The 23,499-nt window shown below is 73.1% G+C and carries 19 protein-coding genes; 8 read left to right on the forward strand and 11 right to left on the reverse strand.

Features of this window, described 5'->3' with window-relative positions:
* Positions 1-30: 30 nt before the first annotated feature.
* Both disA and radA read right to left on the reverse strand, forming a co-directional pair.
* Positions 31-1,089 (reverse strand): DNA integrity scanning diadenylate cyclase DisA, encoded by a 1,059-nt coding sequence (disA, locus tag J5Y04_RS21240; RefSeq protein ID WP_148644934.1) that lies wholly within the window; start codon positions 1,087-1,089, stop codon positions 31-33.
* A 188-nt stretch (positions 1,090-1,277) separates the two neighbouring features.
* Complete coding sequence (gene radA, locus J5Y04_RS21245) at positions 1,278-2,789, reverse strand: DNA repair protein RadA (RefSeq protein WP_209413658.1); 1,512 nt, start codon at positions 2,787-2,789, stop codon at positions 1,278-1,280.
* A 198-nt stretch (positions 2,790-2,987) separates the two neighbouring features.
* On the opposite strand from radA, the gene J5Y04_RS21250 reads away from it, so the two are divergent.
* Positions 2,988-5,102 (forward strand): sigma-70 family RNA polymerase sigma factor, encoded by a 2,115-nt coding sequence (locus J5Y04_RS21250; RefSeq protein ID WP_209413659.1) that lies wholly within the window; start codon positions 2,988-2,990, stop codon positions 5,100-5,102.
* Between the two features lie 97 nt (positions 5,103-5,199).
* Here J5Y04_RS21250 and J5Y04_RS21255 read toward each other — a convergent pair whose 3' ends face one another.
* The 3 genes from J5Y04_RS21255 to J5Y04_RS21265 form a co-directional block, all read right to left on the reverse strand.
* Positions 5,200-5,871: a GAP family protein gene (locus J5Y04_RS21255; RefSeq protein ID WP_209413660.1), complete on the reverse strand. Its 672-nt coding sequence runs from the start codon at positions 5,869-5,871 to the stop codon at positions 5,200-5,202.
* A 279-nt stretch (positions 5,872-6,150) separates the two neighbouring features.
* On the reverse strand, positions 6,151-7,485 hold the full coding sequence (locus J5Y04_RS21260; protein ID WP_209413661.1) for a DUF1254 domain-containing protein: 1,335 nt from the start codon (positions 7,483-7,485) through the stop codon (positions 6,151-6,153).
* A gap of 134 nt (positions 7,486-7,619) precedes the next feature.
* On the reverse strand, positions 7,620-8,945 hold the full coding sequence (locus J5Y04_RS21265) for a DUF1254 domain-containing protein (RefSeq protein ID WP_209413662.1): 1,326 nt from the start codon (positions 8,943-8,945) through the stop codon (positions 7,620-7,622).
* A 221-nt stretch (positions 8,946-9,166) separates the two neighbouring features.
* Between J5Y04_RS21265 and J5Y04_RS21270 the strand changes: the two genes are divergently transcribed.
* The gene (locus J5Y04_RS21270) at positions 9,167-10,237 is read left to right on the forward strand and encodes an NAD-dependent epimerase/dehydratase family protein (protein WP_209413663.1); all 1,071 of its coding nucleotides are present in this window, start codon (positions 9,167-9,169) and stop codon (positions 10,235-10,237) included.
* Between the two features lie 86 nt (positions 10,238-10,323).
* On the opposite strand, the gene J5Y04_RS21275 is transcribed toward J5Y04_RS21270, so the two are convergent.
* Positions 10,324-11,373: a family 2 encapsulin nanocompartment cargo protein polyprenyl transferase gene (locus tag J5Y04_RS21275; RefSeq protein ID WP_209413664.1), complete on the reverse strand. Its 1,050-nt coding sequence runs from the start codon at positions 11,371-11,373 to the stop codon at positions 10,324-10,326.
* A gap of 88 nt (positions 11,374-11,461) precedes the next feature.
* Positions 11,462-12,886 (reverse strand): family 2B encapsulin nanocompartment shell protein, encoded by a 1,425-nt coding sequence (locus J5Y04_RS21280; RefSeq protein WP_209413665.1) that lies wholly within the window; start codon positions 12,884-12,886, stop codon positions 11,462-11,464.
* A 426-nt stretch (positions 12,887-13,312) separates the two neighbouring features.
* On the opposite strand from J5Y04_RS21280, the gene J5Y04_RS21285 reads away from it, so the two are divergent.
* The gene (locus J5Y04_RS21285) at positions 13,313-14,392 is read left to right on the forward strand and encodes an ATP-grasp domain-containing protein (RefSeq protein ID WP_209413666.1); all 1,080 of its coding nucleotides are present in this window, start codon (positions 13,313-13,315) and stop codon (positions 14,390-14,392) included.
* A 69-nt stretch (positions 14,393-14,461) separates the two neighbouring features.
* Here J5Y04_RS21285 and J5Y04_RS21290 read toward each other — a convergent pair whose 3' ends face one another.
* The 3 genes from J5Y04_RS21290 to J5Y04_RS21300 form a co-directional block, all read right to left on the reverse strand.
* Entirely contained in the window at positions 14,462-14,992 is a 531-nt protein-coding gene (locus J5Y04_RS21290; RefSeq protein WP_209413667.1) for a methylated-DNA--[protein]-cysteine S-methyltransferase, read from the reverse strand.
* Positions 14,993-15,216: 224 nt separating this feature from the next.
* Positions 15,217-15,450: a hypothetical protein gene (locus tag J5Y04_RS21295; RefSeq protein WP_209413668.1), complete on the reverse strand. Its 234-nt coding sequence runs from the start codon at positions 15,448-15,450 to the stop codon at positions 15,217-15,219.
* A 128-nt stretch (positions 15,451-15,578) separates the two neighbouring features.
* Positions 15,579-16,886: an MFS transporter gene (locus J5Y04_RS21300; protein WP_209413669.1), complete on the reverse strand. Its 1,308-nt coding sequence runs from the start codon at positions 16,884-16,886 to the stop codon at positions 15,579-15,581.
* A gap of 208 nt (positions 16,887-17,094) precedes the next feature.
* Between J5Y04_RS21300 and J5Y04_RS21305 the strand changes: the two genes are divergently transcribed.
* Positions 17,095-17,925: a hypothetical protein gene (locus J5Y04_RS21305; RefSeq protein WP_307853226.1), complete on the forward strand. Its 831-nt coding sequence runs from the start codon at positions 17,095-17,097 to the stop codon at positions 17,923-17,925.
* Between the two features lie 2,069 nt (positions 17,926-19,994).
* Here the strand turns inward: J5Y04_RS21305 and J5Y04_RS21310 are convergent.
* A complete protein-coding gene (locus J5Y04_RS21310; RefSeq protein WP_209413808.1) occupies positions 19,995-20,474 on the reverse strand; it encodes an NUDIX hydrolase in 480 nt (159 codons plus the stop codon).
* A 17-nt stretch (positions 20,475-20,491) separates the two neighbouring features.
* On the opposite strand from J5Y04_RS21310, the gene J5Y04_RS21315 reads away from it, so the two are divergent.
* From J5Y04_RS21315 to J5Y04_RS21330, 4 genes are all read left to right on the forward strand, one after another.
* Complete coding sequence (locus J5Y04_RS21315) at positions 20,492-21,271, forward strand: GntR family transcriptional regulator (protein ID WP_209413671.1); 780 nt, start codon at positions 20,492-20,494, stop codon at positions 21,269-21,271.
* A gap of 138 nt (positions 21,272-21,409) precedes the next feature.
* The gene (locus J5Y04_RS21320; protein ID WP_209413809.1) at positions 21,410-21,751 is read left to right on the forward strand and encodes a hypothetical protein; all 342 of its coding nucleotides are present in this window, start codon (positions 21,410-21,412) and stop codon (positions 21,749-21,751) included.
* Between the two features lie 5 nt (positions 21,752-21,756).
* On the forward strand, positions 21,757-23,148 hold the full coding sequence (locus tag J5Y04_RS21325; RefSeq protein ID WP_307853227.1) for an FtsK/SpoIIIE domain-containing protein: 1,392 nt from the start codon (positions 21,757-21,759) through the stop codon (positions 23,146-23,148).
* A gap of 83 nt (positions 23,149-23,231) precedes the next feature.
* Positions 23,232-23,498 carry a hypothetical protein gene (locus J5Y04_RS21330; protein WP_209413672.1) on the forward strand — a complete coding sequence of 89 codons (267 nt, stop codon included), beginning with the start codon at positions 23,232-23,234 and terminating at the stop codon, positions 23,496-23,498.
* The last annotated feature ends 1 nt before the right edge of the window (position 23,499 follow it).

Below are 23,499 nucleotides of genomic sequence, written 5' to 3' on the forward strand. Positions count from 1 at the left end.
CCGGTGTTCACCTGTCCAGCGGCGTGCCGGTCAGACGTAGCGCTCCAGGATGGACGACTCGGCAAGGCGGGACAGACCCTCGCGGACCGAGCGGGCCCGCGTCTCGCCGACGCCCTCGACCGTCTGCAGATCGTCGATGCTGGCCGCCAGCAGCTTCTGCAGCCCGCCGAAGTGCTCGACCAGCCGCTCTATCACCGTGTTGGGCAGGCGCGGGATCTTGGCCAGCAGCCGGTAGCCGCGCGGCGAGACCGCCGAGTCCAGCGACTCCGGCGAGCCCGAGTAGCCGAGCGCCTTCGCCACCGTCTGGAGGTCGAGCAGCTCGGCGTGGGTCAGCGCCTCCAGGTCGGCCAGCACCTCGGTGACCGTCCGGCCCTTCTTGGCGGCCCGCTCCGGGAAGTAGTCCCGCGCGACCAGCTCGCGCTCCGGCTCCACGCCCGCGATCAGCTCGTCCAGCTGGAGCGAGAGCAGCCGGCCGTCGATGCCGAGCTCCAGCACGTAGCCGGCGATCTCGGTGGCGATCAGCCGCACCATCTCCAGGCGCTGGGCGACGGCGGTGACGTCGCGGACCGTCACCAGGTCCTCGATCTCCAGGGCGGAGAGCGTGCCGGCGACCTCGTCCAGGCGGAGCTTGTACCGCTCCAGGGTGGCCAGCGCCTGGTTGGCGCGGGAGAGGACGGTGGTGGAGTCCTCCAGGACCCGGCGGGTGCCGTTGACGTACATCGCGATCAGCCGCATCGAGTGCGAGACCGCGACCACCGGGAACCCGGTCTGCCGGTTGACCCGCTCCGCGGTGCGGTGCCGGGTGCCGGTCTCGTCGGTGGGGATGGTGGAGTCCGGCATCAGGTGCACCCCGGCCCGGACGATCTTGGTGATGTCCTTGTCCAGCACCACGGCGCCGTCGAGCTTGCACAGCTCGCGCAGCCGGGTGGCGGTGAACTCGACGTCCAGGACGAACCCGCCGGTGCAGATCGACTCGACCGTCTTGTCGAATCCGAGCACGATGAGACCACCGGTGTTGGCCCGCAGCACGCGTTCCAGGCCGTCACGCAGCCCCGTGCCGGGCGCGATGGCGGTGAGGGAGGCCCGCAGCAGGGCCTCCTCGCGGGAGGACTTGTCCGCCCGGTCGCTGGCTGCCACGTGACTCCTCCGGTCGACCCCGTGCCGCGCGCCTCGCGCCGTGCGCCGGCCTACGGTCTGTTGCTCTGTCGCTTAGTACTGCCTTATCACCAATGAGACAGGGGAAAGTCTAACTGCGTGCGGCAACGACAGGGCTTGGGTCAGCGCAGTTCGTCGGAGTCGTGCGGCTCCCAGCCCTCCATCAGCTCCTCCGCGTAGGCCGCGACGGGGGGTGCGGAGGCGGCCCGGCGCGGAGTGGGCGGCGCCGACGGTGCCTCACCGCGCGGCTTGGCGGCGGCCCGGCGGCGGCCCGGGATGGCCCGCAGCGCCTCGCCGATGTCCGCGACCTCGACCACCTTCATCCCCGGCGGCACCTTGCCCGGGTCCGGCGGGACCAGGGCGTGGGTGAAACCCAGCCGGTGTGCCTCGGCCAGGCGCCGCTGCACACCCGTCACCCGCCGCACCTCGCCCGCCAGGCCGACCTCGCCGATGGCCACCAGGTTGCTCGGCAGCGGGGTGTCGGTGGAGGAGCTGGCCACCGCGAGTGCGACCGCGAGGTCGGCGGACGGCTCGCTCAGCTTCACCCCGCCCACCGTCGCGGTGTAGATGTCCTGCTTGCCGAGCTTGACCCCGCCGTGCCGCTCGACCACGGCCAGGATCATCGCGATCCGGGGTGACTCCAGGCCCGAGGTCGTCCGGCGCGGGGACGGGATCTGCGAATCCACCATCAGCGCCTGCACCTCGGCCACCAGCGGGCGCTTGCCCTCCAGCGTGACGGTGAGGCAGGTGCCCGGGACGGGCTTGTCACGCCTGGTCAGGAAGAGGCCGGACGGGTCGGCCAGGCCGACGATGCCCTCGTCGTGCAGCTCGAAGCAGCCCACCTCGTCGGTGGCGCCGTAGCGGTTCTTGACCCCGCGGATGAGGCGCAGCCGGGCGTGCCGGTCCCCCTCGAAGCTGAGCACCACGTCCACCAGGTGCTCCAGCAGGCGGGGGCCGGCGATCTGGCCGTCCTTGGTGACGTGGCCGACCAGCAGGGTCGCCATGCCGCGCTCCTTGGAGGCCCGGATCAGCGCGCCCGCCACCTCGCGGACCTGCGCCGGGCCGCCGGGGGCGCCGTCCAGCTCCGCGGAGGCGATGGTCTGCACCGAGTCCAGGATCAGCAGGCCGGGACCGACCGCCTCGATGTGCCCGAGGACGGCGCCGAGGTCGGACTCGGCGGCGAGGTAGAGGTGGTCGGAGAGGGCGTTGATCCGGTCCGCGCGCAACCGGACCTGGCCGGCCGACTCCTCGCCGGTGACGTAGAGCGTGCGGTGCTGGGCGGAGGCCGCCTTGGCCGCGACGTCCAGCAGCAGGGTGGACTTGCCGACACCCGGCTCACCGGCCAGCAGCACCACGGCGCCCGGGACCAGGCCGCCGCCGAGCACCCGGTCCAGCTCGGGCACACCGGTGGAGCGGGCCGTCGCCACCTGGCCGTCCACCTGGGCGATCGGGCGGGCGGGCGCGCTGACCGGGCCGGCGGCCGTCGTCCGGATCGGGACGGCGCCGTACTCCTCGACCGTGCCCCAGGCGTTGCACTCCGGGCACCGGCCGACCCATTTGGGCAGCTGGTTGCCGCACTCGGTGCAGCGGTACGCCGGGCGCGGCTTGGCGGTGGTCTTGGTGCGGGCAGCCATGCGGTCACCGTAGCGCCTGGGTACGACAACGGGCCGCGGGCCGGGGCGGGCAGGGGGCGCGGACCGCGTGGGCAGGGGGCGCGGACCGGACGCGGGGGCTCGTGGAAGGTCCACGAATGGGCGATGTTGTTACCCGAAAGAAGTACAACAGCAGGGAATGGCCCGGACTCGGCGCCCCGTCTCTCTACCGTCGGACGGGTGACAACGAGTACTGAAGGGCCGCGCGACCCCGTGCTCGCGGCGTACGAGCGGCAGGTGGACGGTCTGTTCACCTACTGCCTCTCGGTGCTGTGCGAGCACGACGCTGCCGCGGCCGCCCTGCGCGAGGTGCGCGAGCTGGCGCTGCGGCACGGGGCGCGGCTGGCGGAGCCCGGGATGGTGCGGGCCTGGCTGTACTCGCTGGCGCGGTACTCCTGCCTGCGGCGGATGGAGGGCGGGGCGGGATCCGGTGACGGGCTCCCCGGGGCCGGCACCGGTCCGACGGGCCTGGTCTCCAGTCCTACGGGCGTGCTCTCCGGCCCGACAGGCGTGGTCTCCGGTTCGCCGGGCGTCTCCGGTTCGCCGGGCGTCTCCGGTTCGCCGGGCGTCGTCTCCGGCCCCTCGGGCGCGGCGGCGGGCGTGCCGGCGGCCGAGGCGGCCAGGCGGCGGCGCGAGCTGGCCTCGCTCGCCTGGCCCGAGGCGGCCGGCACCGACCCCGAGCAGCGCGAGGCCCTGGAGCTGTCGGTCCGCCACCGGCTCACCCCGATCGAGGTGGCGGCCGTGCTGGGCGTCCCGTTCGAGGCGTCCCGTGCGCTGCTCGCCTCGGCCGAGGCGGAGGTCGGCCGGACCAGGACGGCGCTGCTGGTGCTCGGCGTCGGCAGCTGCCCGGAGCTGGACCGGCTCGGCGGGGCCGGCGCGGAGAGCTGGCGGGACTGGGTGCTCGGCCCGGCACTGCGCCGCGAGCTGGTGCAGCACGTGGTGGACTGCCCGACCTGCCGCGGCACCACCGAGCGGGTGGCGGGCGAGGTGACGGAGGGGACGGCGGGCCTCTCGGGCCTGCCCGTGCTGACCGCGCCGTCCGCTCCCGCCGTACGGACTCCAGCGCCGGCGGGCGGGGCCGGCCGGCACGGCGGGGTGCTGTTCCTGCCGCGCGCGACCGGGGCGCCGACGACGCGGCGGACGGCGGTCCCGGCCCCCGTGGTCGAGCCCGGCCTGCGGTTCGACCAGGGCGGGTTCCCCCGCCACCGCGCGCCGGATGCGGGTCGCGGACCGACGGTGCGCCGGCGGGTGGTGACCACGGGCGTGCTGGCGGCGGTGCTGGCGGCCCCGGTGGTCGCGCTCTGGGCCGGCCACCGTGGTGGCGGCGGGGCCGGGGCTGCTGCTGCGGTCTCCTCCGTCCGGGTCGAGGACGACCAGCGGGCGGCCGGCCGCCGGCCGGGTGGGCCCTGGGGCGCCGGTGCGGAGCCCGGTCAGACCGGGCAGGTCGGCGGGGTGGTGGGTGCTGTCGGGGCGGCTCCCGCGGTGGCAGGGCTGGAGCTTGCCGGGGCCGGACCGCTCCGTGCAGAAACGTTGCTTCCGGGGCTTCAGGGGCCTGCCATCCCGGTTCCGGCGCGTGGCGCGACACCACTCGGCAGTCCGACGCTGGTCGCCGCACCGGCGCCCGTGGCCGGTGCGGCGGCCGGCCCCGGAGGCGGCGGGCCGGGAGGCGGCGGACCCGCTCCGGCCGGACTGCTGACCGTCGAGGCCGGCGAGTACGGGAACCGGACCGTGCTCACCCTCACCAACTCCGGGGCCACCGAGATCCGCTGGCACGCCGAGGTGGACGCCGCCTGGCTCCGGCTCAGCCGGGAGGCCGGAACGCTAGCACCGGGCCAGCGGATCACCGTGATCGTCACCGTCGACGAGGACCTCGCCCCGGGCACGCACTGGACCGCGAGGATCGCGCTGCCGCCCTCACAGGCCGTGGTGACCCTGGAGGGCGGCCCGCACCACCGGGGCGGCTCCGCCTCGACCCCGGCCGAGCCGACGGGGGGACCGCCGTCGGACACGCCCTCGCCGGGCGGGACTCCGTCCGGCGGGCCGTCCGGCGGGCCGACCACCGCGCCCGGCTCGCCGCCACCCTCCCCCGGCACCACGGCCTCGCCGACGGGGGCCCCCTCGTCGCCCGCGCCGACCCACACACCGGCGCCGACCCACACACCGGCGCCGACCGGCACGGCGTCGGCCTCGCCGTCGTCCCCGCCCCCGTCGCCGTCATCGTCCTCGGCGCCGTCGCCCTCGTCGCCCGGGGGTGCGTCGGCCCCCGCGACGACCAGGTCCGCGTCGCCGCGGTGAGCCGGCCGGGGCGCGGCGGGCGGATGGGCGCGGCGGGCAACGTGGGCTGCGGCGGTCGGGAGCGGCGGCGGCGCGAACGGCGGCAGCGTGGGCGGCCCTACGCGGTCAGTCCCGAGATCGCGTCGCCGGTGAACTTCGCGCCGAGGACGATCAGGATCACGACCGTGATCGCCGCGTTGTGCGCCGCCATCCACGCCTTCCACTCCCCCAGCACCCGGGGCGACCGGTCCCCGCCGAACACGTAGACCCCCAGCGGCAGCAGCGTGCAGAGTGAGCCGATCAGCACCATCAGCGCGGCCGCGACCGCCTTGCCGCCACCGGAGGCCGTACTGGTCGCGATGGAGACGGCGCCGCCGACCGCCAGCACCAGGTTCTTCGGGTTGGCCGCGACCAGGACGGCCGCCAGCCCGGCCGCCTTGCCCGGGGTGAACCGGTCGATCGCCTGCATCCACTTCGGCGGACCGTGCACGTGCCCCTCGCGCGGGCGGTCCCGCCACTGCTTGAGGCCCAGCAGCAGGAACAGCACGCCCAGCGCCAGCTTGAGCCACCAGGCCCAGGCCGGCTTGGGGGATCCGGCGCTCAGCCCCGAACCGGCCACCACGACCACGCCGACCACGGCCGCCAGCGCCGCCACCCAACCGGCCGCGAAGGCCAGGCCGTTCGCCTTCGCCTTCGGGGTGGCCAGCATCAGGATCATCGCGATCAACGGCATCGGGCTGATCGCGATGCCCACGGCCGAGACCAGCATCTGGCCGACGGCGTCGCCCATCCCTGCATCCCTTCGTCGGTACGACGGGCCGCTCGCCGGCTCCGTGCCCGGGCGGCCTGACCGGGGCCGGCGGCCCGGTTGGCACCGTGCGCGGGTCGCCCTGCTCCCTGTACGGCCCTCGACTGCACGTGGTCGTCGGGGTCGTACGTGGCCCTCGACTGCACGTGGCCGTCGGTCGTGCGTGATCGTCGGTCGTGCGTGGCCGTCGGTCGTGCGTGATCGTCGGTCGTGCCCGGCCGTCAGGTCGTGCACGGTCGCTGGCTCCCGTGCCGGTGCGGCTCAGCTCCGCCGGATCGGCGGCACCCGGTAGGTGCCGTCCAGGACGGTCGGCCCCGGCTGGTAGAGCCGGATGACCGGGCGGAACCCGCCCGCCGGGACGGGCAGCCAGTTCGCCGCCCCGGCCGGGTCCGCGGGCTGCTCGTGCTGGAGCCGGAGCGTCAACGACCCGTCCTCGCCGTAGACCAGGCCGGGGGTGCGGTCGCCGATGGAGTACCGCCCGACCGGGTTCGCCACGAGGTAGTGCTCGGGCAGGCCGTACATGGTGACGGACCAGAAGGCGTCGGCCGGCGGGGGCTGGTCGAAGCGCAGCGTGTACGTGTGGGCGCCGTCGAGCGGGTGCCCGTCCGCGTCGTCGGAGGTCATCGCGTACACCGCCTCGTACGCGTGGTTGCCCCAGAGACCGGCGCGGGCGGCGGCGGCCCGGCTGAGGTAGGCGGCGCGGCGGTCGGGGATGCGCCACTCGGGCTCGTCGATCGTGCCGGGGCCGAGGAAGTCGATGTTGTAGTCGAACAGGTGCAGGGCGGTCCGCCACTCGCCGGCCGGGTGGTCCTCCGGCGGCCGGATGGCGTCCTCGACCCGTTCGCGGCCGGCCGCCAGGCCCTTGAGCAGGGCGAGGGTCCACTCGGGCGCGGCGGCCCGGTACGGCGAGGGCCCGGTGTCGAGCAGGCCGAGCGGGGCGAACCGCTGCTGGTACTCGACGTCCGGTGCGGCCGGCGGGAAGGCCGCCATCCAGACCCGGAGCCGTTCGAAGAACGCCAGCCGCTCGGGCACCTCCGGGTCCGGTCCGGGCAGCCCGGCGGCGAGCCCGCCCGGCTCCAACGGTTCGAGCGTCAGGGCGTCCTGGAGGGCGCGGACGCGCGGGAGGTCGTCGGGGCCGGTGCAGGCGAAGCGGCCGACGATGCTGGCCACCGTGGTCGGCGAGACGATCACGTTCTCGTGGTCCGTGGGGGTGCCGTGCCAGCCGGGCGGGACGATCAACCAGGTCTGCGCGCCGGTACCGGTGGCCCGGCGGCCGACGTAGGCGAAGTTGTCGGTCCACGCGTCGACGAACTGCAGGACGTAGTACGCCCCGTCGGTGTCCGGCACGTGCAGCACCTGCGGGCCCTCGGAGAGGTCAAGCTGGGCGACCGAGTAGACGGTGTCGTTGTTGACGGAGACGAACGGGTCGTCCGGTCCGACCAGCCGCCCGGCATGGCTGACCCGGTTGAACGGAGCCGCCGGCAGGATGCCCATGCCGCCCTCGGTGAAGCGCTCGACCATGGTGAGGTCGGAGACCAGGGGGTAGCCGTAGACGTAGGCGTCGGCGGCCAGGGCCTCCAGCTCGGGCTGGGTCATCGGGAGTCCTTCTCGGGTCCGGCGTGGCTACGGGTGGGCGGACGGGCGGCACGGGCCCCCGCGGGCGGACACCGGCCGTGCGGGTGGACGGGCGGCGCGGGCACGGGCGGGCGGACCGGCGGCACGGCGCCGGCTCAGCGCGGCGTCAGCGGCGGGAGCGTCCAGCGGCCGTCGAGGACCGACTCGTCCGGGCCGTAGAGCCGGATGACCGCGGTGAACGGGCCGTCCGGCGCGGGCAGCCAGTTGGCCGAGTGCTGGGCGTCGGCGGGCCGCTTGTGCTGGACGTAGAGCGTGAGGCCGCCGTCCGCGTCGCGGACCAGTCCGGGGGTCCGGTCGCCGATGGAGTACCGGTCCAGCGTGTTGTCGACCAGCAGACGCTCCGGCAGGGCGTACATGGTGACCGACCAGAAGAACCTGGCGGGCGGCAGCCGGTCCGGGGCGAACCGGAGCGCGTAGTCGTGGTCACTGGCGTTCGGTGGCCGGCCGCCCTCGCTGTCGGCGAGCCAGCCGCCGTACCAGGCCTCCTCGACGGGCAGCCCGTACAGGCCCTCCAGCGCGCCGAGCGCCTGCTTCAGGTACGCGGTGCCGACCTGCTCGCGGGTGCCGAAGAGGCCGGTGGAGCCGGAGGTCTCGCGGGCGGCGCGGTCGAGCTCGGCGCGGCCGTCGGCGATGCCGCGCTCGATCTCGGCGCGGACCTCCAGCGGCAGGGCGGCGGGCTCGAACTCGCCGCGGCCGTCGACGCCGAGGTCGGTGAGGCGCCCGCGCAGGTCGGCCTCGGCCGGCAGGGCCGGGAAGAACCCGAGCAGGAAGTCGAGGAAGCTGAGGAACTCGATGGAGTCCATCACCTCCTCGCGCCAGACCGGCCAGACCGGGTTCGGGGCCGGCGGCGGCGCCGGGGTGCCGGCGTACTCGTGCAGCGGGCGCAGCCGGTACTGCCGCTGGATCCGCTCCAGCTCCTCCACGGCCTCGGGTGAGGTCCCGGCGAGGTAGGTGCGGCCGACGATGCCGATCAGCCGGGTGGCGGTGCGGATGACGCCCTTGATCCCCTCGGGTGCCTCGCCCTGCCAGTCGGGGCCCGCCACGAGGTAGTCGCCGGCTTCCTGCCCGGTGGCCCGGGTGCCGATGAACCCGGCGTACACGGTGTCGAGTTCGTGCAGCGGGATGACGTAGTAGCGGTCCGCGGCGGGGACGGAGACCACCCACGGCTCGGCCCGCAGGTCGAGCCAGGCCCATGAGTAGGGGGTGTCGTTGTTGGGGGTGACGATGTCGGTGTTGGCCGGGGAGAAGGGCTGCGGATAGTGCCGGAAGACACCGAAGCCCCCGACGTACCTCGGGTCCGCGTCGTCCACGGCCTGCGCGTACATGGTGCGGTAGTTCTGCAGGATCGGATAGCCGCGGACCCATGCCTCGGCGGCGGTCGCGCGGATGGTGGCCGGGTCCACGAGTGCCGGGTTGACCATGCTGTCGCTCTCCCCAGTGCCGGAGCATCGTTCTCAAATCAGACATATCGGTACACGGGGATGCTATGCGGGCCCGATTGGATCAGCACCTCGGCGGGTGGATCAGCACCCCGGAAGGTGGATCAGCACCCCGGCGGGCTCCGGTGCCCGCCTCGGGCCGGTGCCTCCGCTGGAAGCGAACGGGCGCACGCGGACGACCGGACGGAGGCAGCCTTGCCGGTATGAGAATCCTCCTGCTTGGCGGTTCATCCTTCCTCGGACGGGCCTTCGCCTCCGAGGCCCTTGCCCGGGGCCACGAGGTGACCACCTTCAATCGCGGTCGCTCCAATGCCGACCTCCCCGGGGTCGAGATCGTCCGGGGCGAGCGGGACTCCGCCGACGACCTGGCGCGGCTGGTCGAGGGGCGGCACTGGGACGCGGTCGTCGACACCTCGGCGCAGCAGCCCGCCCAGACCGTGATCTCCGCCCGGCTGCTGCGCGAGCACGCCGACCACTACACCTTCGTCTCCTCCGTGCACGCCTTTGCCGACTGGCCGGGCCAGGTGGTGAACGAGGAGTCGCCGCTGCACCCCTGCCCCGCCGACACGCCGGCCGACCAGCCGTTCAGCAATGCGCTGAAGGCCGGCTGCGAGCGCGCGGTGCTGGAGCACTTCGGCGCCGGACGCACGCTGATCCTCAACAGCGGGCTGCTGATCGGCCCGTACGAGAACGGCGGCCGCCTGCCCTGGTGGCTGGAGCGGATGGCCCGCGGCGGCCCGGTGCTGGCGCCGGGCGACCCGGAGCGCGCGATGCAGGTGATCGACGTCCGCGACTTCGCCGCCTTCGGCATCGGGGTGGTGACCGCCGGGCGCACCGGGCGTTACATCACCACCGCCCCGGCCGGGAACATCACCTTCGGGGAGTTCCTGACCACCTGCCGGGAGGTGGTCGGCGAGCCCTCCGACGGCCGACCGCGCGCCGAGCTGGTCTGGGTGGAGGACGGCCCGCTGTTGGCCGAGGGCCCGGACAGCGTCCAGCCGTGGCTGGAACTCCCGCTCTGGGCACCGGACATGCCGGAGATGGCGGCCGTCTGGCTCGCCGACACCACCCGGGCGCAGGAGGCCGGGCTCCGCTGCCGGCCGTTCGCCGAGACCGCGCGCGACACCTGGGCCTGGCTCCAGCAGCGCGAGCCCGCCGAGGACACCAATGCCGACGGCCTCAAGGGCCGCAAGGGCGCTCACCACCTCCAGGGGATCGTCCCGGCGAAGGAGCAGCGCCTGCTCGCGGCGCTGGGAACGACCGACGCCGGGTAACCCTCGCCGGCCCCGGCACAGCCCCTTCGGGGCATGCGTGGGCGGGGCAGGAGCCGGACCGACCGGCCCCCGCCCGCCCCGCGGTGTCAGTGCGTGCGGCGGGTGACCAGCTCCGCGAGGGCGAGCAGCTCGTCGGCGGCGGACGGCTCGGGCACCGCCACGGCCAGCTGAGCCATCGCGGTGGCCATCCGCTCGCAGGACTCCCCCTGGGCCCAGCCCCGCCCGCCGGCCCCGTCGACGGCGGCCGCACAGCGGTTCAACTCCTCCGGGCTGAGGGGGCGTTCGAGCGCGTAGAGCCCGGCCAGGACGTGCCCGTCGGCGGTGCCGGAGCCGAGCGCCGCCACCACCGGCAGCGACTTCTTGCGCGCGACCAAGTCCGCCCCGACCGGCTTGCCGGTGACGGCCGGGTCGCCCCAGATCCCGATCAGGTCGTCGATCAGCTGGAACGCCAGGCCGATCTCGCGGCCGAAGCCGTCCATCGCCTGCGCGGCCTCCTCCGAGGCCCCCGCGTACTGCGCGCCCATCGCACAGGCGGCACCGAGCAGTGCGCCCGTCTTGGCCTCCGCCATCGCCAGGCACTCGGTGAGCGAAACGTCACTGCGCTGCTCGAAGGCGCAGTCGATCTGCTGGCCCTCGCAGAGCTCGACCACGCAGTCGGTCAACCGGCGGATGGCGCCCTGGGCGGCCGGGTGGGTGTCCTCGGCGAGCAGCCGCAGGGCCAGCGAGTGCAGTGCGTCCCCCACGAGGATGGCCTCGGTGGTGCCGAACACCCGCCAGGCCGTGGGGCGGTGGCGCCTGGTCTCGTCACGGTCGATGACGTCGTCATGGAGCAGGGTGAAGTTGTGGACCAGCTCGACGGCGGCCGCAGCGGCGGTGGCCGCGGCCGGGGTGCCCCCGAGGGCCTGGGTGGCGGCCAGCACCATCGCCGGTCTGATGGCCTTGCCGGAGGGCGCGGCCACCGGTGTGCCGTCCGCCTCCCACCAGCCGAGGTGGTAGCCGGCCACCTTGCGCATCGAGCCGGGCAACGAGTCGACGGCGGCGCGCATCACCGGGTCGACCAGGCCGCGGGCGCGGGCCAGCACGTCCTCCGCCTCGTGCCCCTCGCGGTGGTCGCGTTCCAGCGTGAAGATTCCCATGGGTTCCTCCCCCTGTTGTGACGGTGGGCGCCGCCCGACCGGGGCGCGGGTGAGCCCCGGCCGGGCGGCGCGGTTCCGACCGGCCCGATCAGTCGTGGTGGTGCGCGACGTCGACGTTCTCCAGGACGCCGACCGCGTCGGGCACCAGAATGGCGGCGGAGTAGTAGGCGCTGACGAGATAGGAAATGATGGCCTTCTCGCTGATTCCCATGAACCGGACCGAGAGGCCCGGCTGGTATTCATCGGGAATTCCGGTCTGGTGCAGCCCGATGACGCCCTGATTGTCCTCCCCGGTACGCAGCGCGATGATCGAGCTGGTGTTACCGCCGACGATCGGGATCTTGTTGCACGGGAAGACCGGCACCCCCCGCCAGCCGAAGACCTGCCGCCCCTGGACCTCGACGGTGTCCGGGTAGAGGCCGCGGCGGCTGCACTCCCGGCCGAAGGCCGCGATCGCCCGGGGGTGGGCGAGGAACATCTTGGTGGAGCGGCGGCGGCTCAGCAGCTCGTCCATGTCGTCCGGGGTGGGCGGGCCGGAGTGGGTCTGGATCCGCTGGTCGTACTCGGCGTTCTGCAGCAGCCCGAACTCGGTGTTGTTGACGAGCTCGTCCTCCTGGCGCTCGCGCAGCGCCTCGATGGTCAGCCGGAGCTGGTGCTCGGTCTGGTTCATCGGCTGGTTGTAGAGGTCGGCGACCCGGCTGTGCACCTTGAGCACCGTCTGCGCGACGCTGAGCTCGTACTCGCGGGGCTTCAGCTCGTAGTCCACGAAGGCACCGGGCAGCTCGTACTCGCCCCGGTGGCCGGCGGAGAGGCCGATCGCCGCCTCGCCGTGCTTGTTCTGCGCCTGCTCGAAGCCGGCCAGGTAGTCCATGATCTGGAGCTGGAGCGCCTCGGAGCGGTCCGCGAGCTCCTGGAACGAGGGCCACGAGATCGCCAGGACGGTACCGGCGGTGGCGGCCCTCACCGTGTACGGCCAGGCGCCGTCCTCCTGACGGAGCGCCTCGTCGCCCAGGTGGTCGCCGTCGGCGAGGGCGCCGACGACCGTCTCGTCGCCGTACTTGCCGGATCCCAGCCGGTCGAGCTTGCCGTGCGCAATGATGAAGACCTCGTCGATCGGTGCCCCGGCGGCGACCAGCACCTCACCGGCGGAGAACTCGCGTTGGACGAAGCGCCCGGCCAGCTCCTCCAGGACGGCGTCGTCCTCGAAACCGCGCAGCACCGGCACCTCGCGCAGCGTCGGCGGGACGATCCGCACCTCGGAGCCCGTCTTCACGAAGCTCACCCGGCCGCGGCCGACCGCGTACCGCAGGCGACGGTTGACCCGGTAGGTGCCGCCGGACACCTCGACCCACGGAAGCATCCTGAGCAGCCAGCGCGGGCTGATGCCCTGCATCTGCGGCGCGGACTTGGTGGTCGTCGCGAGGTTCCTCGCGCCCGCCGTGCCGAGACTCTGCTGCTGGGCGGGCGACTCGCCGCCCGGCGCAGGAATACCGACGTTGGTTTCGGTCGACATGGGGAGCCCCTCGAATACCCGGTGAAGTGTCGCCTTGCAACAATCATGGTGGGCCCATTCGGCGGGCTCCGCAATCACTCTTTCGAGTGGTCGGAATAACCGAACAAATAGGACGACTAGATCACCTGATCGATAGAAGTTCGACCATTATTCGAACATTCGACAATGCCCCGGCCCGGCCGCCGCCCGGCCGCACACCCCGCCACTCGCCCGGCCATCCGCCGGGCCGGCCCCCGACCGCGCACCGGCAGCCGCCCCACGCCTCCGCCCCGGGCCCGGCCGCACCCCGACCGCCCCGGCCGACCCCCCGTCCACCCCTGTACGGGCGGCCGCTAAGGTGCCACCTCAAAGGGCCACGGGGCCAGTTGACGAGTGTGGCCGGACCGGATGCCCTCCCCTCGTTCACCCCTGCCCTGGGAGGCCGTCATGAGCGCCCCCGTACGTGTCTGGCTCAACCGCACCTACGCCGAGAACGTGTTCTTCATCGAACAGCTGCACGAGGCCCCGCGGCCGATCGAGGTCCACGCGACCCACGTCGACCCCGACTCCCCCGTGCTCGCCGCCGCCGACCACGCGACCCTGGAGCCGGGCGACCTCACCCCCGACGCCTACGTCGGCTACGCCCTCGACTACTGCGCCCGGCACTCCGTCGACGTCTTCCTGCCCCGCCTCCACCAGCTCGCGATATCCCTGCACCAGCAGGAGTTCGAAGCGGTGGGCACCGCCCTGGTCTGCCCGCCCGCCACCGCCGTCGCGGCCTTCGACAGCAAGGCGGACGGCTACGCGGCGATCGCCGCCGCCGGACTGCCCACCCCGCCGTGGTGGCAGGTCCGCACCGCCGCCGACCTGATCGCCGCCGTCGAGCTGATCGAGGCCGCCGGGCTCACCCCCTGCCTCAAGCCCTCCTCGGGCGCCGGCGGCGAGGGGTTCCGGGTGCTCACCCGCGAGCCCTTCGGCCTCCACCGGCTGGCCGGCTGGGACAGCCGGGTCCAGGTCGACCAGGTGGTCGCCGCGCTGGAGGCCGCCGCGCCCGAGGGCCCGGCCGGGCCCGCCGACCTGCTGGTGATGCCCTACCTGGACGGCCCCGAGGTCTCGGTGGACTGCCTCGCCGACCGCGACGGCACCCTGCTCGCCGCCGTCGGCCGCAGCAAGCACCGGCGCCGCCGCAGCTTCACCACCGCCCCGCAGTACCTGGAACCCGCCCGCCGGGTGGTCGAGTCCACCCGGATGGCCTTCCTCTCCAACGTGCAGTTCCGCCACCTGGCCGGGGAGCCGGTGGTCATCGACGTCAACACCCGGCCCTCGGGCGGCCTGCACCAGCTGCGCCTGTGCGGCCTCAACCTGCCATGGAACGCGGTGCAGTTGGCGCTCGGCGAGCGGCCCGACACCGACCGCGCCGGGGAGCTCGCCGGCATCGACTACACGCTGGTCGCGGGCGTCCGGCCGGTCCTGCCGCGGCAGTCCCCGTTCGGCCGCGGCCTCACCCCGGTGGAACTGGTGCACTGAGCGGCGCGTCCGCCCGGCCGGGCCCGCTCCGGCGGTCCGGCCGGCGGTCACCGCGGACCGATCCGTCGGTCAGAGCGGCCCGTTCCAGTCCAGGGTCGGCTCCAACACGCCCTCAAGGGTGAGCAGCCAGCGCTTCACGTCGATCCCGACCCGGCCGCCGCCGAATCCGCCGATCCCGTCCGCCGCCACCACCCGGTGGCACGGCACCAGCAGCGCGACGGGGTTGGCGGCCATCATCTGGCCGACCGTCCGGGCCGCCAGCCCCGGCTCCGTCACGGACTCGAACACCCCGCTGCGGGCGGCCAGTTCGCCGTACGTGATGGTCCGCCCGAACGGCACGTCGCGCCAGAGCGTCTGCAACACCGCGCGGTGCGGCCCGGCGCTCAGGCTCCAGTCGATCGGCAGGCCCAACTCCCGGCTGCGGCCCGCCAGGTAGGCGCCGATCCGGTCGGTGACGGTGGCGATCTTCGACTCGTCCGTGCAGTGGGGCAGTTCGCCGCCCGCGTGCCCCAGGTAGCCCGCGGCCGCCACGCCCAGCGGCGTCACCGCGATGTGCATGGGCCCGCTCGGCAACGGCGTCTCCACGGTCAGCCAGGACATCGGGCCCGGCTGCGGGCCTGTCCTCGACCCCGGCTGCGGGCCTGACGCCCGCCGGGACTGCGGCCCGGACTGCGACTCGGAATGCACCTCGGAATGCGGCACGCGCGGGCCCCCACCCTCCTCCGCCGGTCCGGCCGCCGGTCGCACCGGCACCCGGAAGGCGCGCGAGGACCACACGCCCCGCGCGCCATCGTACGACTCCGGCCGGTCCGGCACGGCCGCGGCTAGAGCCGTCCCTTCAGCTCCGCGGCGATCCCGCGCGACCAGTGCGACAGCTCGGCCCGGTCCGGCGACCGGCCCTCGCAGAGGGCGCCGAGCTGCGCGTCGTTGATCCGGTTCGGACCGGGGATATCCAGCAGGTACGCGAGCTCCTCCAGCACCGTGGCGAGCCGCGCGGCGTCCGCGTGATCCAGGGCGACCGCCGACTCGTGGTGGCTGATGGTGACAGAACCGGGCATGGCCAACCTCCTCCGTTCGCCCCCGCACTCCCTCCACCGTACGACCGCCCGGGCCGCCCTGCGCGCCCGCTCACCCCGGGTGACCGGGCGGGCGTTCCGCGCAGCGTCCGGCGCTGCGCCGGGACGTGTCACCCCCTGCCCGCCCGGCCGGGGCGCCCGCCCTCGGCGCCGGGCTCCGCGGGTTCGTCCCACCGCCGCCGGCTCACCGCCGGAACCGCCAACACGACGACGCCCGCGACCAGTTGCCACAGCGCGCCGAACCCGAGCACGGACGCCGCACCCACCCGGTCCGCCAACGGGCCGGCCGCCGCCAGGCCGAGCGGCCCGAGTACGAACGCGCCGAGCCCGCCGAACGCGGTGACCCTGGCGAGGACGTCGGCCGGCACCCAGCGCTGCATCGTGGAGTTGTACAGCGCCCCGCAGACCGCCGAGCCGACCCCGGCCACCAGCGCCGCCGCCGCCGTCCAGAGCAGTGACAGACCCGCCGCGAGGGCCGCCGAGGGCAGCGCCCAGCCGAGGGTCGCCGCCGTGGCCACCGCGAGCGGCCGCACCGGCCTGCGGCCCAGCATCAGCAGGCCGCCCAGCACCGCGCCGGCCCCGTACACGCCCATCACCAGGCCCCACCCGCGCGCGCCGCCGAGCGCCCGCTGCGCGGTCAGCGGGCCGAGCACCAGGAAGGGCGCCCAGACCAGCAGGTTGAAGAACGCCATCTGGACCGTGGTGACCCAGAGCCACGGCCGGGAGCGGAACTCCGACCACCCCTCGCGCAGGTCCGCCAGCATCGACTCCGGCTCCCCCGGCTCCTCCGGTGCGGCCACCCCGAGCCGGGCCAGCGCCAGCGCGCCGACGCCGTACGTGACCGCGTCGACCAGCAGCACCGCCGCCGGGCCGTACGCCGCCACCACCACGCCCGCCGTGGCCGGGCCGGCCACCGTGGACACCGAACGAGCCAGCCCCAGCAGGGCGTTGGCGTCCGGAAGACGCTCCTTGCGGGCGACCAGTGCAGGCACCAGCGCCCCGAGTGCCGGCAGGAACACGCCCTCGCCGAGCCCCCAGAGCGCGACCAGCCCGACCATCACCCAGACCGGCGCGTGCCCCGCCGCCAGCGCCGCCGCGAACACCCCCTGCACCCCGCAGCGGAGCACGTCCGCCACCAGCATCACCCGCCGGCTGCCGAGCCGGTCGGCGACCACTCCGCCGACCAGCATCACCAGCACGATCGGCAGGATCCGGGCCGCCATCACCCACCCCAGGTCGGTCCCGCCCCCGCCGCCGTCGAGCACCGCGAAGGCGACCGCCACCGGTGCCATCGAGGAGCCGAACAACGACGTCGCGTACCCGACGAAGAACCACCTGAAATCGCGCTCGCCCAGCACGGCGAGACGCCCGCCCGACCGCTGCCTGCGCGACGGAACCTGCTCCGTGTCCACTGCCATGGGCGGCAAGTCTGCCCCCGCCGAAGAGCCGCGAACAAGGGTTTCCGGAGGAAAAGTTGAGCCTTTCCGCATCAATTCTTCGACGGACTGGTCCTGCCGCAGTAAATGCCCCCAATTCATCACCCCGGCCTGCTGTTTACTGCAGCAACTGGCTATTCTTGAACCCCTGCCCCAGATGTCGTTTACTGCGGAAAGAAGAACCGTTCCCGTGGAGAGCCCCCAGCCCGTCGAGTACGCCGTCGCCGTCGAGCGTTACCTGGCCGCCGCCGGCCTCGGCGCCGCCTCCCGCCGCATCTACCGGATCGCCCTCGACACCTGGGCCTGGGCGCTCGCCGACCGCCCCGCCCCCACCGGCCCCGGACGCCGCCGCGCCCGGCCGCCCGTCCTCCCCCTCGCCCTGCTCGACCACCCGGACGCCCCCGCCCGCCTCCGGGCCGCCGCCACCCACCGCGCCACCGGCACCGACCCGCGCACGCTCAACCGCGAACTCTCCACCCTGCGCGCCGCCGTGACCTGGTGGCGCGCCCACGGCTGGATCCGCACCGACCCCACCACCGACCTGCGCCCGCACACCCTCCCCGCCACCGCCGACGGCCCCGCCCCGCTCACCGCCGACCAGCTGCGCGCCCTCTTCGCCCTCCGGGCCCCACTCCGCGAACAGGTCCTCTGGCACCTGCTGCACGAGAGCGGCGCCGCCATCGAGACCGTCCTCGCCCTCGACGCCGACGACCTCGACCTCCCCCGCCGCCGCACCCTCCCGTCCGCCCCGCCCCTCCGCTGGCAGGCCGGGACCGCCCGCCTGCTCCCCCTGCTCCTCGCCGGCCGCACCACCGGCCCGCTCTTCCTCACCGACCGCCGCGCCCCCGCGACCACCCCCGCCACCGACCGCTGCCCCCACACCGGCCGCGCCCGCCTCTCCTACCGCCGCGCCGCCGAACTCTTCACCACCCACACCGCCCACCTCACCGAACCCACCACCACCTGGACCCTGCGCCAACTCCGCTCCGGCACAGGCGCCCAGGCCTCCCGGTCCCACTGACCCGGGCGCGCAGAGCCCCCGGCGGAACGGCCCGCGCCGACCCGGGAACGCCGAACGCCCCGGACCGCACTGGTCCGGGGCGTTCGCTACTGGAGCCCCCTGTCGGGTTCGAACCGACGACCCCCGCTTTACAAGGATTGGCGTGCGGCACCTGCTCCGGCCTGCGGCTCGCCCTGCCTGCCCAGTGTCCGGCCGCCACACCGCTGGCACCCGCGACTGACCGTGACGTACCGCCCTATCTGGCACGCCTGTGGCACGACCAGCTGCGCCCACCACCAAACCGAGAACGACTAAGTCGCTCACAGCCGACTACATAAAGTGACCAAATATGATGCGCGATACCATGTAGTCGCGATCTGTCACGCGCCAGCTTTGCAGACAGCGAGTAGGTCCCACCCGCCGGTGGCACACTGTTGGTGTGACCGCGCCCGAGCCTAGCCCCGACAGCCGTTTTGCGATCGACCTGGCTTGGCACAACACTGACCAGCTCGCTCGCCCCGCCAACCAGTTCCTTGCATCGGTAGGCCTGCCAGACACCGGTGGTCAGCCTGACTCGATCTACCTCACGATTGGGCAGGTGGAACCACCTGTTCTCAACGGGACGCCCACACAGATGGAACAGCGCCTACGTGAGATGGGTTCTCTCCGAGTGGAGACTCTGGGACGATACCTACTCTCACGTGCCCGGCTGCAGGAGCTGATCGACGTCCTGCAACGCACGGCTGAGACCTACGACAAGACAGGGGGGAGTGATCTCGGTGACACCGCAGACGATGACGCTAAGTAGTGGGAATGGTGCTGGCCAGATCCGAGTCGGCCTACCCACGACAAACACGCTCGCAGCACACGTCACTCGAATGCTTACTGTGGCGCAGAGCAGTAGGCCTGTGATCGGAGCTGTCCCGTCCGCCACGGCTGACCAAGCTATGGATGTCGACACGTACGACCGCCGGCTGAAAGCGCCGATGTCTCAGGAAGCCGCCGCAGAACTTCGACGCCACTTTCAAACTGGCCAGCTAGCTCGGCGTAAGGTGCGGTCGCGCGGTTGAACGATCTGGTCTGGCGCTTGGCCGATGCAACTGATCGACAGCGTCTTGAGACCTTCACCTGCACCAAGCCAGCGCCCGCTTCAGCCTTCAGGCGCAAGAAACCAGTCCCTCACCCCCGCCCCTGGGAACTGATCGTTCAAAAGTGGTTCCATGAGAAGGCACCACCTCTGGCAGTGCCTGGGCGAGCAGATGATTCACGCGTGTGTGTAGCCGTGTCAGCAGAGGGCCAGCTCGCTGCCGCGGCTGCCCACATGCTCCCAGCGCCTGACTATGACAGCTGGCTTCGGACAGCGTTGGGCGGCTACGTCGGGCCGATTCGATTGCTGGCAGCAATGGGCGTGGCATTGGAGTGGCGCGGAAGTGGCGGGCACATGGCCGATGAGCTCTGCGATAGAGCACTCAATGACGCGGTTGAACGATCTGGAGACCAGAGCACGCTCATCGTGTGTCGCATTGATCTACGAAATCGCGCTAGCGAGCACATGGCCACACGAAATGGATTTGTGCCTCTAACTGAGGGCCCGGACGAGTTCGACCCGGACATGCGGCAGTGGTATGTCGTGGCTGACTAGGCGGAAACAGACACGCAGGGCGGGGGAGCGGTTTTGGCCGGTGTCCTGCCTGGTTTGGGGTCGAGCATGATCGGGGGGCCGTAAGCTGTTGCGACTCGGTCAGGGCTTTTGGGCCTGACCGCAATTTGGCCGAGTGGCCCCCCGTTCTTGCTCGACGCGGGCCCCGAGCCAGGGAGGTGGGTAAAACCGCGGAGGAGCCCGTCACCAGCCACCGCCGGCAGTAGCCCGAGCCCATCTCCTTCGGCCCGACGCCTTGCGCGGCCGGCCGCCGCCGGCGCGGGGCGAAGACAGGAGCGGCGGCGAGCGGCCGGGCCGCGCGCTGGCGCGCCATGCGCGCCCTTGATGAAGTAACGAAAGTCGTAACAGCCCCCTCCATCACCCCACCCGATCCGCTGAACCTGCTGGTTGGAGGTCCGTCACATATGTGACCGTCCAGACTGGTCGCTGATCAGCTCGCCGCCGGCTCGCCCAGGAGGTGCCGGCCATCGTGAGTCCGGATGCTCGGGGCCGCGTCGCCGCGAAGGGCGTCCAGCATGCGCACGGCGTAGACCTCGCCCATGCGGTCGGCCACTTCGGCCGGGGTGAGCCAGTCGACCGCCGTGGACTCATCGGACAGCTGCTCGGCGCCGCCTTCGGGGTGGCAGCGGAAAACCAGGGCTACGATCCCGCGGGTCACGTTCTTGTAGACGCCGGTGAGCCGTTCGACGCTGACCTTGATCCCGGTCTCCTCGTAGATCTCCCGGCGTACGCCGTCCTCGACGGTCTCCGTCAGCTCTAGCACTCCGCCCGGGGGCTCCCAGGTGCCGTTGTCGGCTCGCCGGATGGCCAGGACCCGTCCGTCCTCGCGTACGACAGCGCCGGCCACCGACACCGAGTGAAGAGGCGTTGTAACTTGCAATGCGGGGCTGGTACTCATGTACAGGAGAATAGGAGCCCCAAAGGACTATGGCGAGTGATGACGTGGCCTCCTCGGCCAAGGCGAAGTACCTGCAGATCGCGGATGATCTCGCCGCTCAGATCAAATCGGGGACGCTCGCTCCCGGCGCGGCCGTGCCCAGCGAGGCTGAGCTGATGCAGCGGTACGGCGTGGCCTCCGGCACGGTCCGCAAGGCGATCGCGGAGCTCCGGACCTCCCAGCTGATCGAGACGCACCACGGCCGCGGCTCCTTCGTCCGCTCCCGCCCGCCGGTGCAGCGCAAGTCCTCAGACCGCTTTCGCCGTGCCCACCGCAACGCCGGCAAGGCGGCCTACCTCGCCGAGGCCGAGGTGTCCGGCGGCGTCCCGTCCGTGACCGTGCTGTTCGTCGGCCCGACCGAGGCTCCCCCGGAGATCGCCGAGCGCCTGGACGTGCCCGCCGGCGCCCAGGTGCTCGCCCGCAAGCGCCGCTACTTCCGCGACGGGGTGCCGACCGAGGAAGCCACCTCGTACCTGCCGTGGGACGTGGTCAAGGACATCCCCGAGGTGTTCGCCGAGAACCCCGGCGGTGGCGGCATCTACGCCCGGCTGGAGGAGCACGGGCATGTGCTCGCGGAATTCGTGGAGACGGTGCGGGCCCGGCTGGCGACCAAGCCCGAGACGGCTGCCCTGGCTCTGAGCCCCGGTTCCCCCGTGATCCATCTCGTCCGCGACGCCCTCACCGCGGCCGGCCGAGTGGTCGAGGTCTGCGACACCGTCATGGCCGCTGACCAGTTCGTTCTCGACTACCGGTTCGCCGCGCGCGACTGACGCTCGCTCAACTCACCCAACCCGCCCCGAGATTCTTTCTCGCGGCGGGTTGACTCATGTACAGGAGTCCTGCACTCTTCTACTCATCACTCCTGTACATGAGTGCAGGAGATCACCTCATCTAGAGGAGACGCCGCCATGGCCGTTTTCAAGGTCGACACCTCCACCGCGTTCGTGTTCGTCGCGGTCCCGCCGGCGCCGAAGGTGGTGAACCGGCAGACCGGGGAGATCGCGGTCGACAAGGAGACGGGTGCCCGGATGATGACCGTCGGGCTGACGATCGCGGACGAGGGTGAGGCGAACCTCTACACCGTGTCCGTGCCGGAGACCGGCATCTCGGAGGGGCTGACCCTCGGTATGCCGGTGGTGCTGACCGGGCTGAAGGCGCGGGACTGGGAGAACGAGTTCAACGGCCAGAAGCGGCACGGGATTTCGTTCCGCGCGGCGGCGGTCACCTCGCTCGTTCCGGTTCAGGGCTGACGGCCGTGTCGTCGGGGGTGCAGGTCTTCGCCGAGGTGGCCGTTCCGGTCGCCGCCGCCGCTGGTGGTGCCGCGCTCGCGCGGGTGAAGGCTCCGGCGCTGTACTGGTCGGCGATCGGCCTGCCGGTCACGGCGGCGCGGGTGTCGGCCACGTACGCCAGCACGATGGACGCCTGCGGGCTGACCGTGCCACCGTCGCGGCTGCGGGTGTTAGTGACCCGGGCGACCACGCGCCGGGAGGTTCGGCCGGTGCCGCCGCGCATCCGCCGGGTCCGGCCGACCACGACCGGGCTGCGGCTTCGTCTCCGGCTGGCGCCGGGCCAGGAGCCGGCGGATGTGGCCGCCTCGGCGGAGCGCCTGCGGCATGCCTGGGGCGTGCACAGCGTGCATGTGAGCATCGTCCAGCCCGGTGTGGTGGAGCTGCGGATGACGGGCTTCGACGTGCTGCGACGGGTACGGATGCCGCGCCGCCGGCCGGTCGGGAACCTGGTCGTGCCGGTGGCGATGCGGGAGGACGGGACGGCCTTCGTCCGGGACTACCGCGCCGTGCCGCACGCGCTCACCCTGGGTGCCACGCTGTCCGGCAAGTCCGTCTACATCCGCAATCTGATCAGCCAACTCGCCCAGCTGGACGTGGCGCTGGTCGGGATCGACTGCAAGCGAGGCGTCGAGCAGGCGCCGTTCGCCCCGCGGCTGTCGGCGCTGGCCACCGACCCGCAGTCCGCCGGCGCCCTGCTCGATGCGCTGGTGGACATGATGGAGGAGCGCTACGACCTGCTCCGCCACCACCAGGGCCTCGCCGGGTCGGCGGCCTCGCACGAGATCACCTCGGACATCTGGGGCCTGCCGGCCAAGCTGCGGCCGGTGCCGGTGATCCTCCTCGTCGACGAGGTGGCGGAGCTGTTCCTCGTCGCCACCCGCAAGGACGAGGAGAAGCGCGACCACATGGTCACCCAGCTGATCCGGCTGGCCCAACTCGGCCGGGGTGCGGGGATGTTCGTGGAGGCGTGCGGTCAGCGCTTCGGTTCGGAGCTGGGCAAGGGTGCGACCATGCTCCGCGCCCAGTTGTCGGGCCGGGTCGTCCACCGGGTCAACGACCGTCCTACGGCCGAGATGGGCCTCGGTGACGTCTCCCCGGAGGCGGTGTTGGCCGCCACGCAGATCGCGCCGGACATGCCGGGTGTAGCGGTTGCCGGGGACGCCTCCGGCGGCTGGTCCCGTATCCGCACCCCGCACCTCTCCCTCGCCCGCGCCGCCGAGATCTGCCGCAGCACCGCGCACCTCACTCCCGTGCTGGCGGGCCTGGAGCGCTTCCGGCCCGTGGTCGCGCCGGTCCCGGCCGTCCCGCCGATGCCCTCGGCGCCGCCGCACTTCGCCCCGGCCCCGGCCACCGAGTAGCCACCTCTCCCCCGGTCGGCGTGACCGTCTCCCGCGCCATGTCCCTACCCCGTCATGCCCCGAACTCCCAGAAGGAGCCCGCCATGGGTCTGTTCAGCCGCAAGAGCCCCGAGCCCCCGTCCGACCGTCACCGCGACTCCCTGACCGAGCGGCAGTTGACAGCACACAAGGTCTACGAGGCCGCCCACGGCAGGCGCAACGCCGCTGCGGCCGCCGTGAACCACGCGATCGACCACGGCACGGCCGAGGACATCGAGCGGACCAACGCGGACTTCGTGCAGGCCGAACACGCGATGTGGAAGTCGCTCGACGACTCCATCTTCTGGCACGAGCGCCGCACCGAGAGCTGAC

Source organism: Kitasatospora sp. RG8, assembly GCF_017813315.1.
Lineage (GTDB): Bacteria > Actinomycetota > Actinomycetes > Streptomycetales > Streptomycetaceae > Kitasatospora.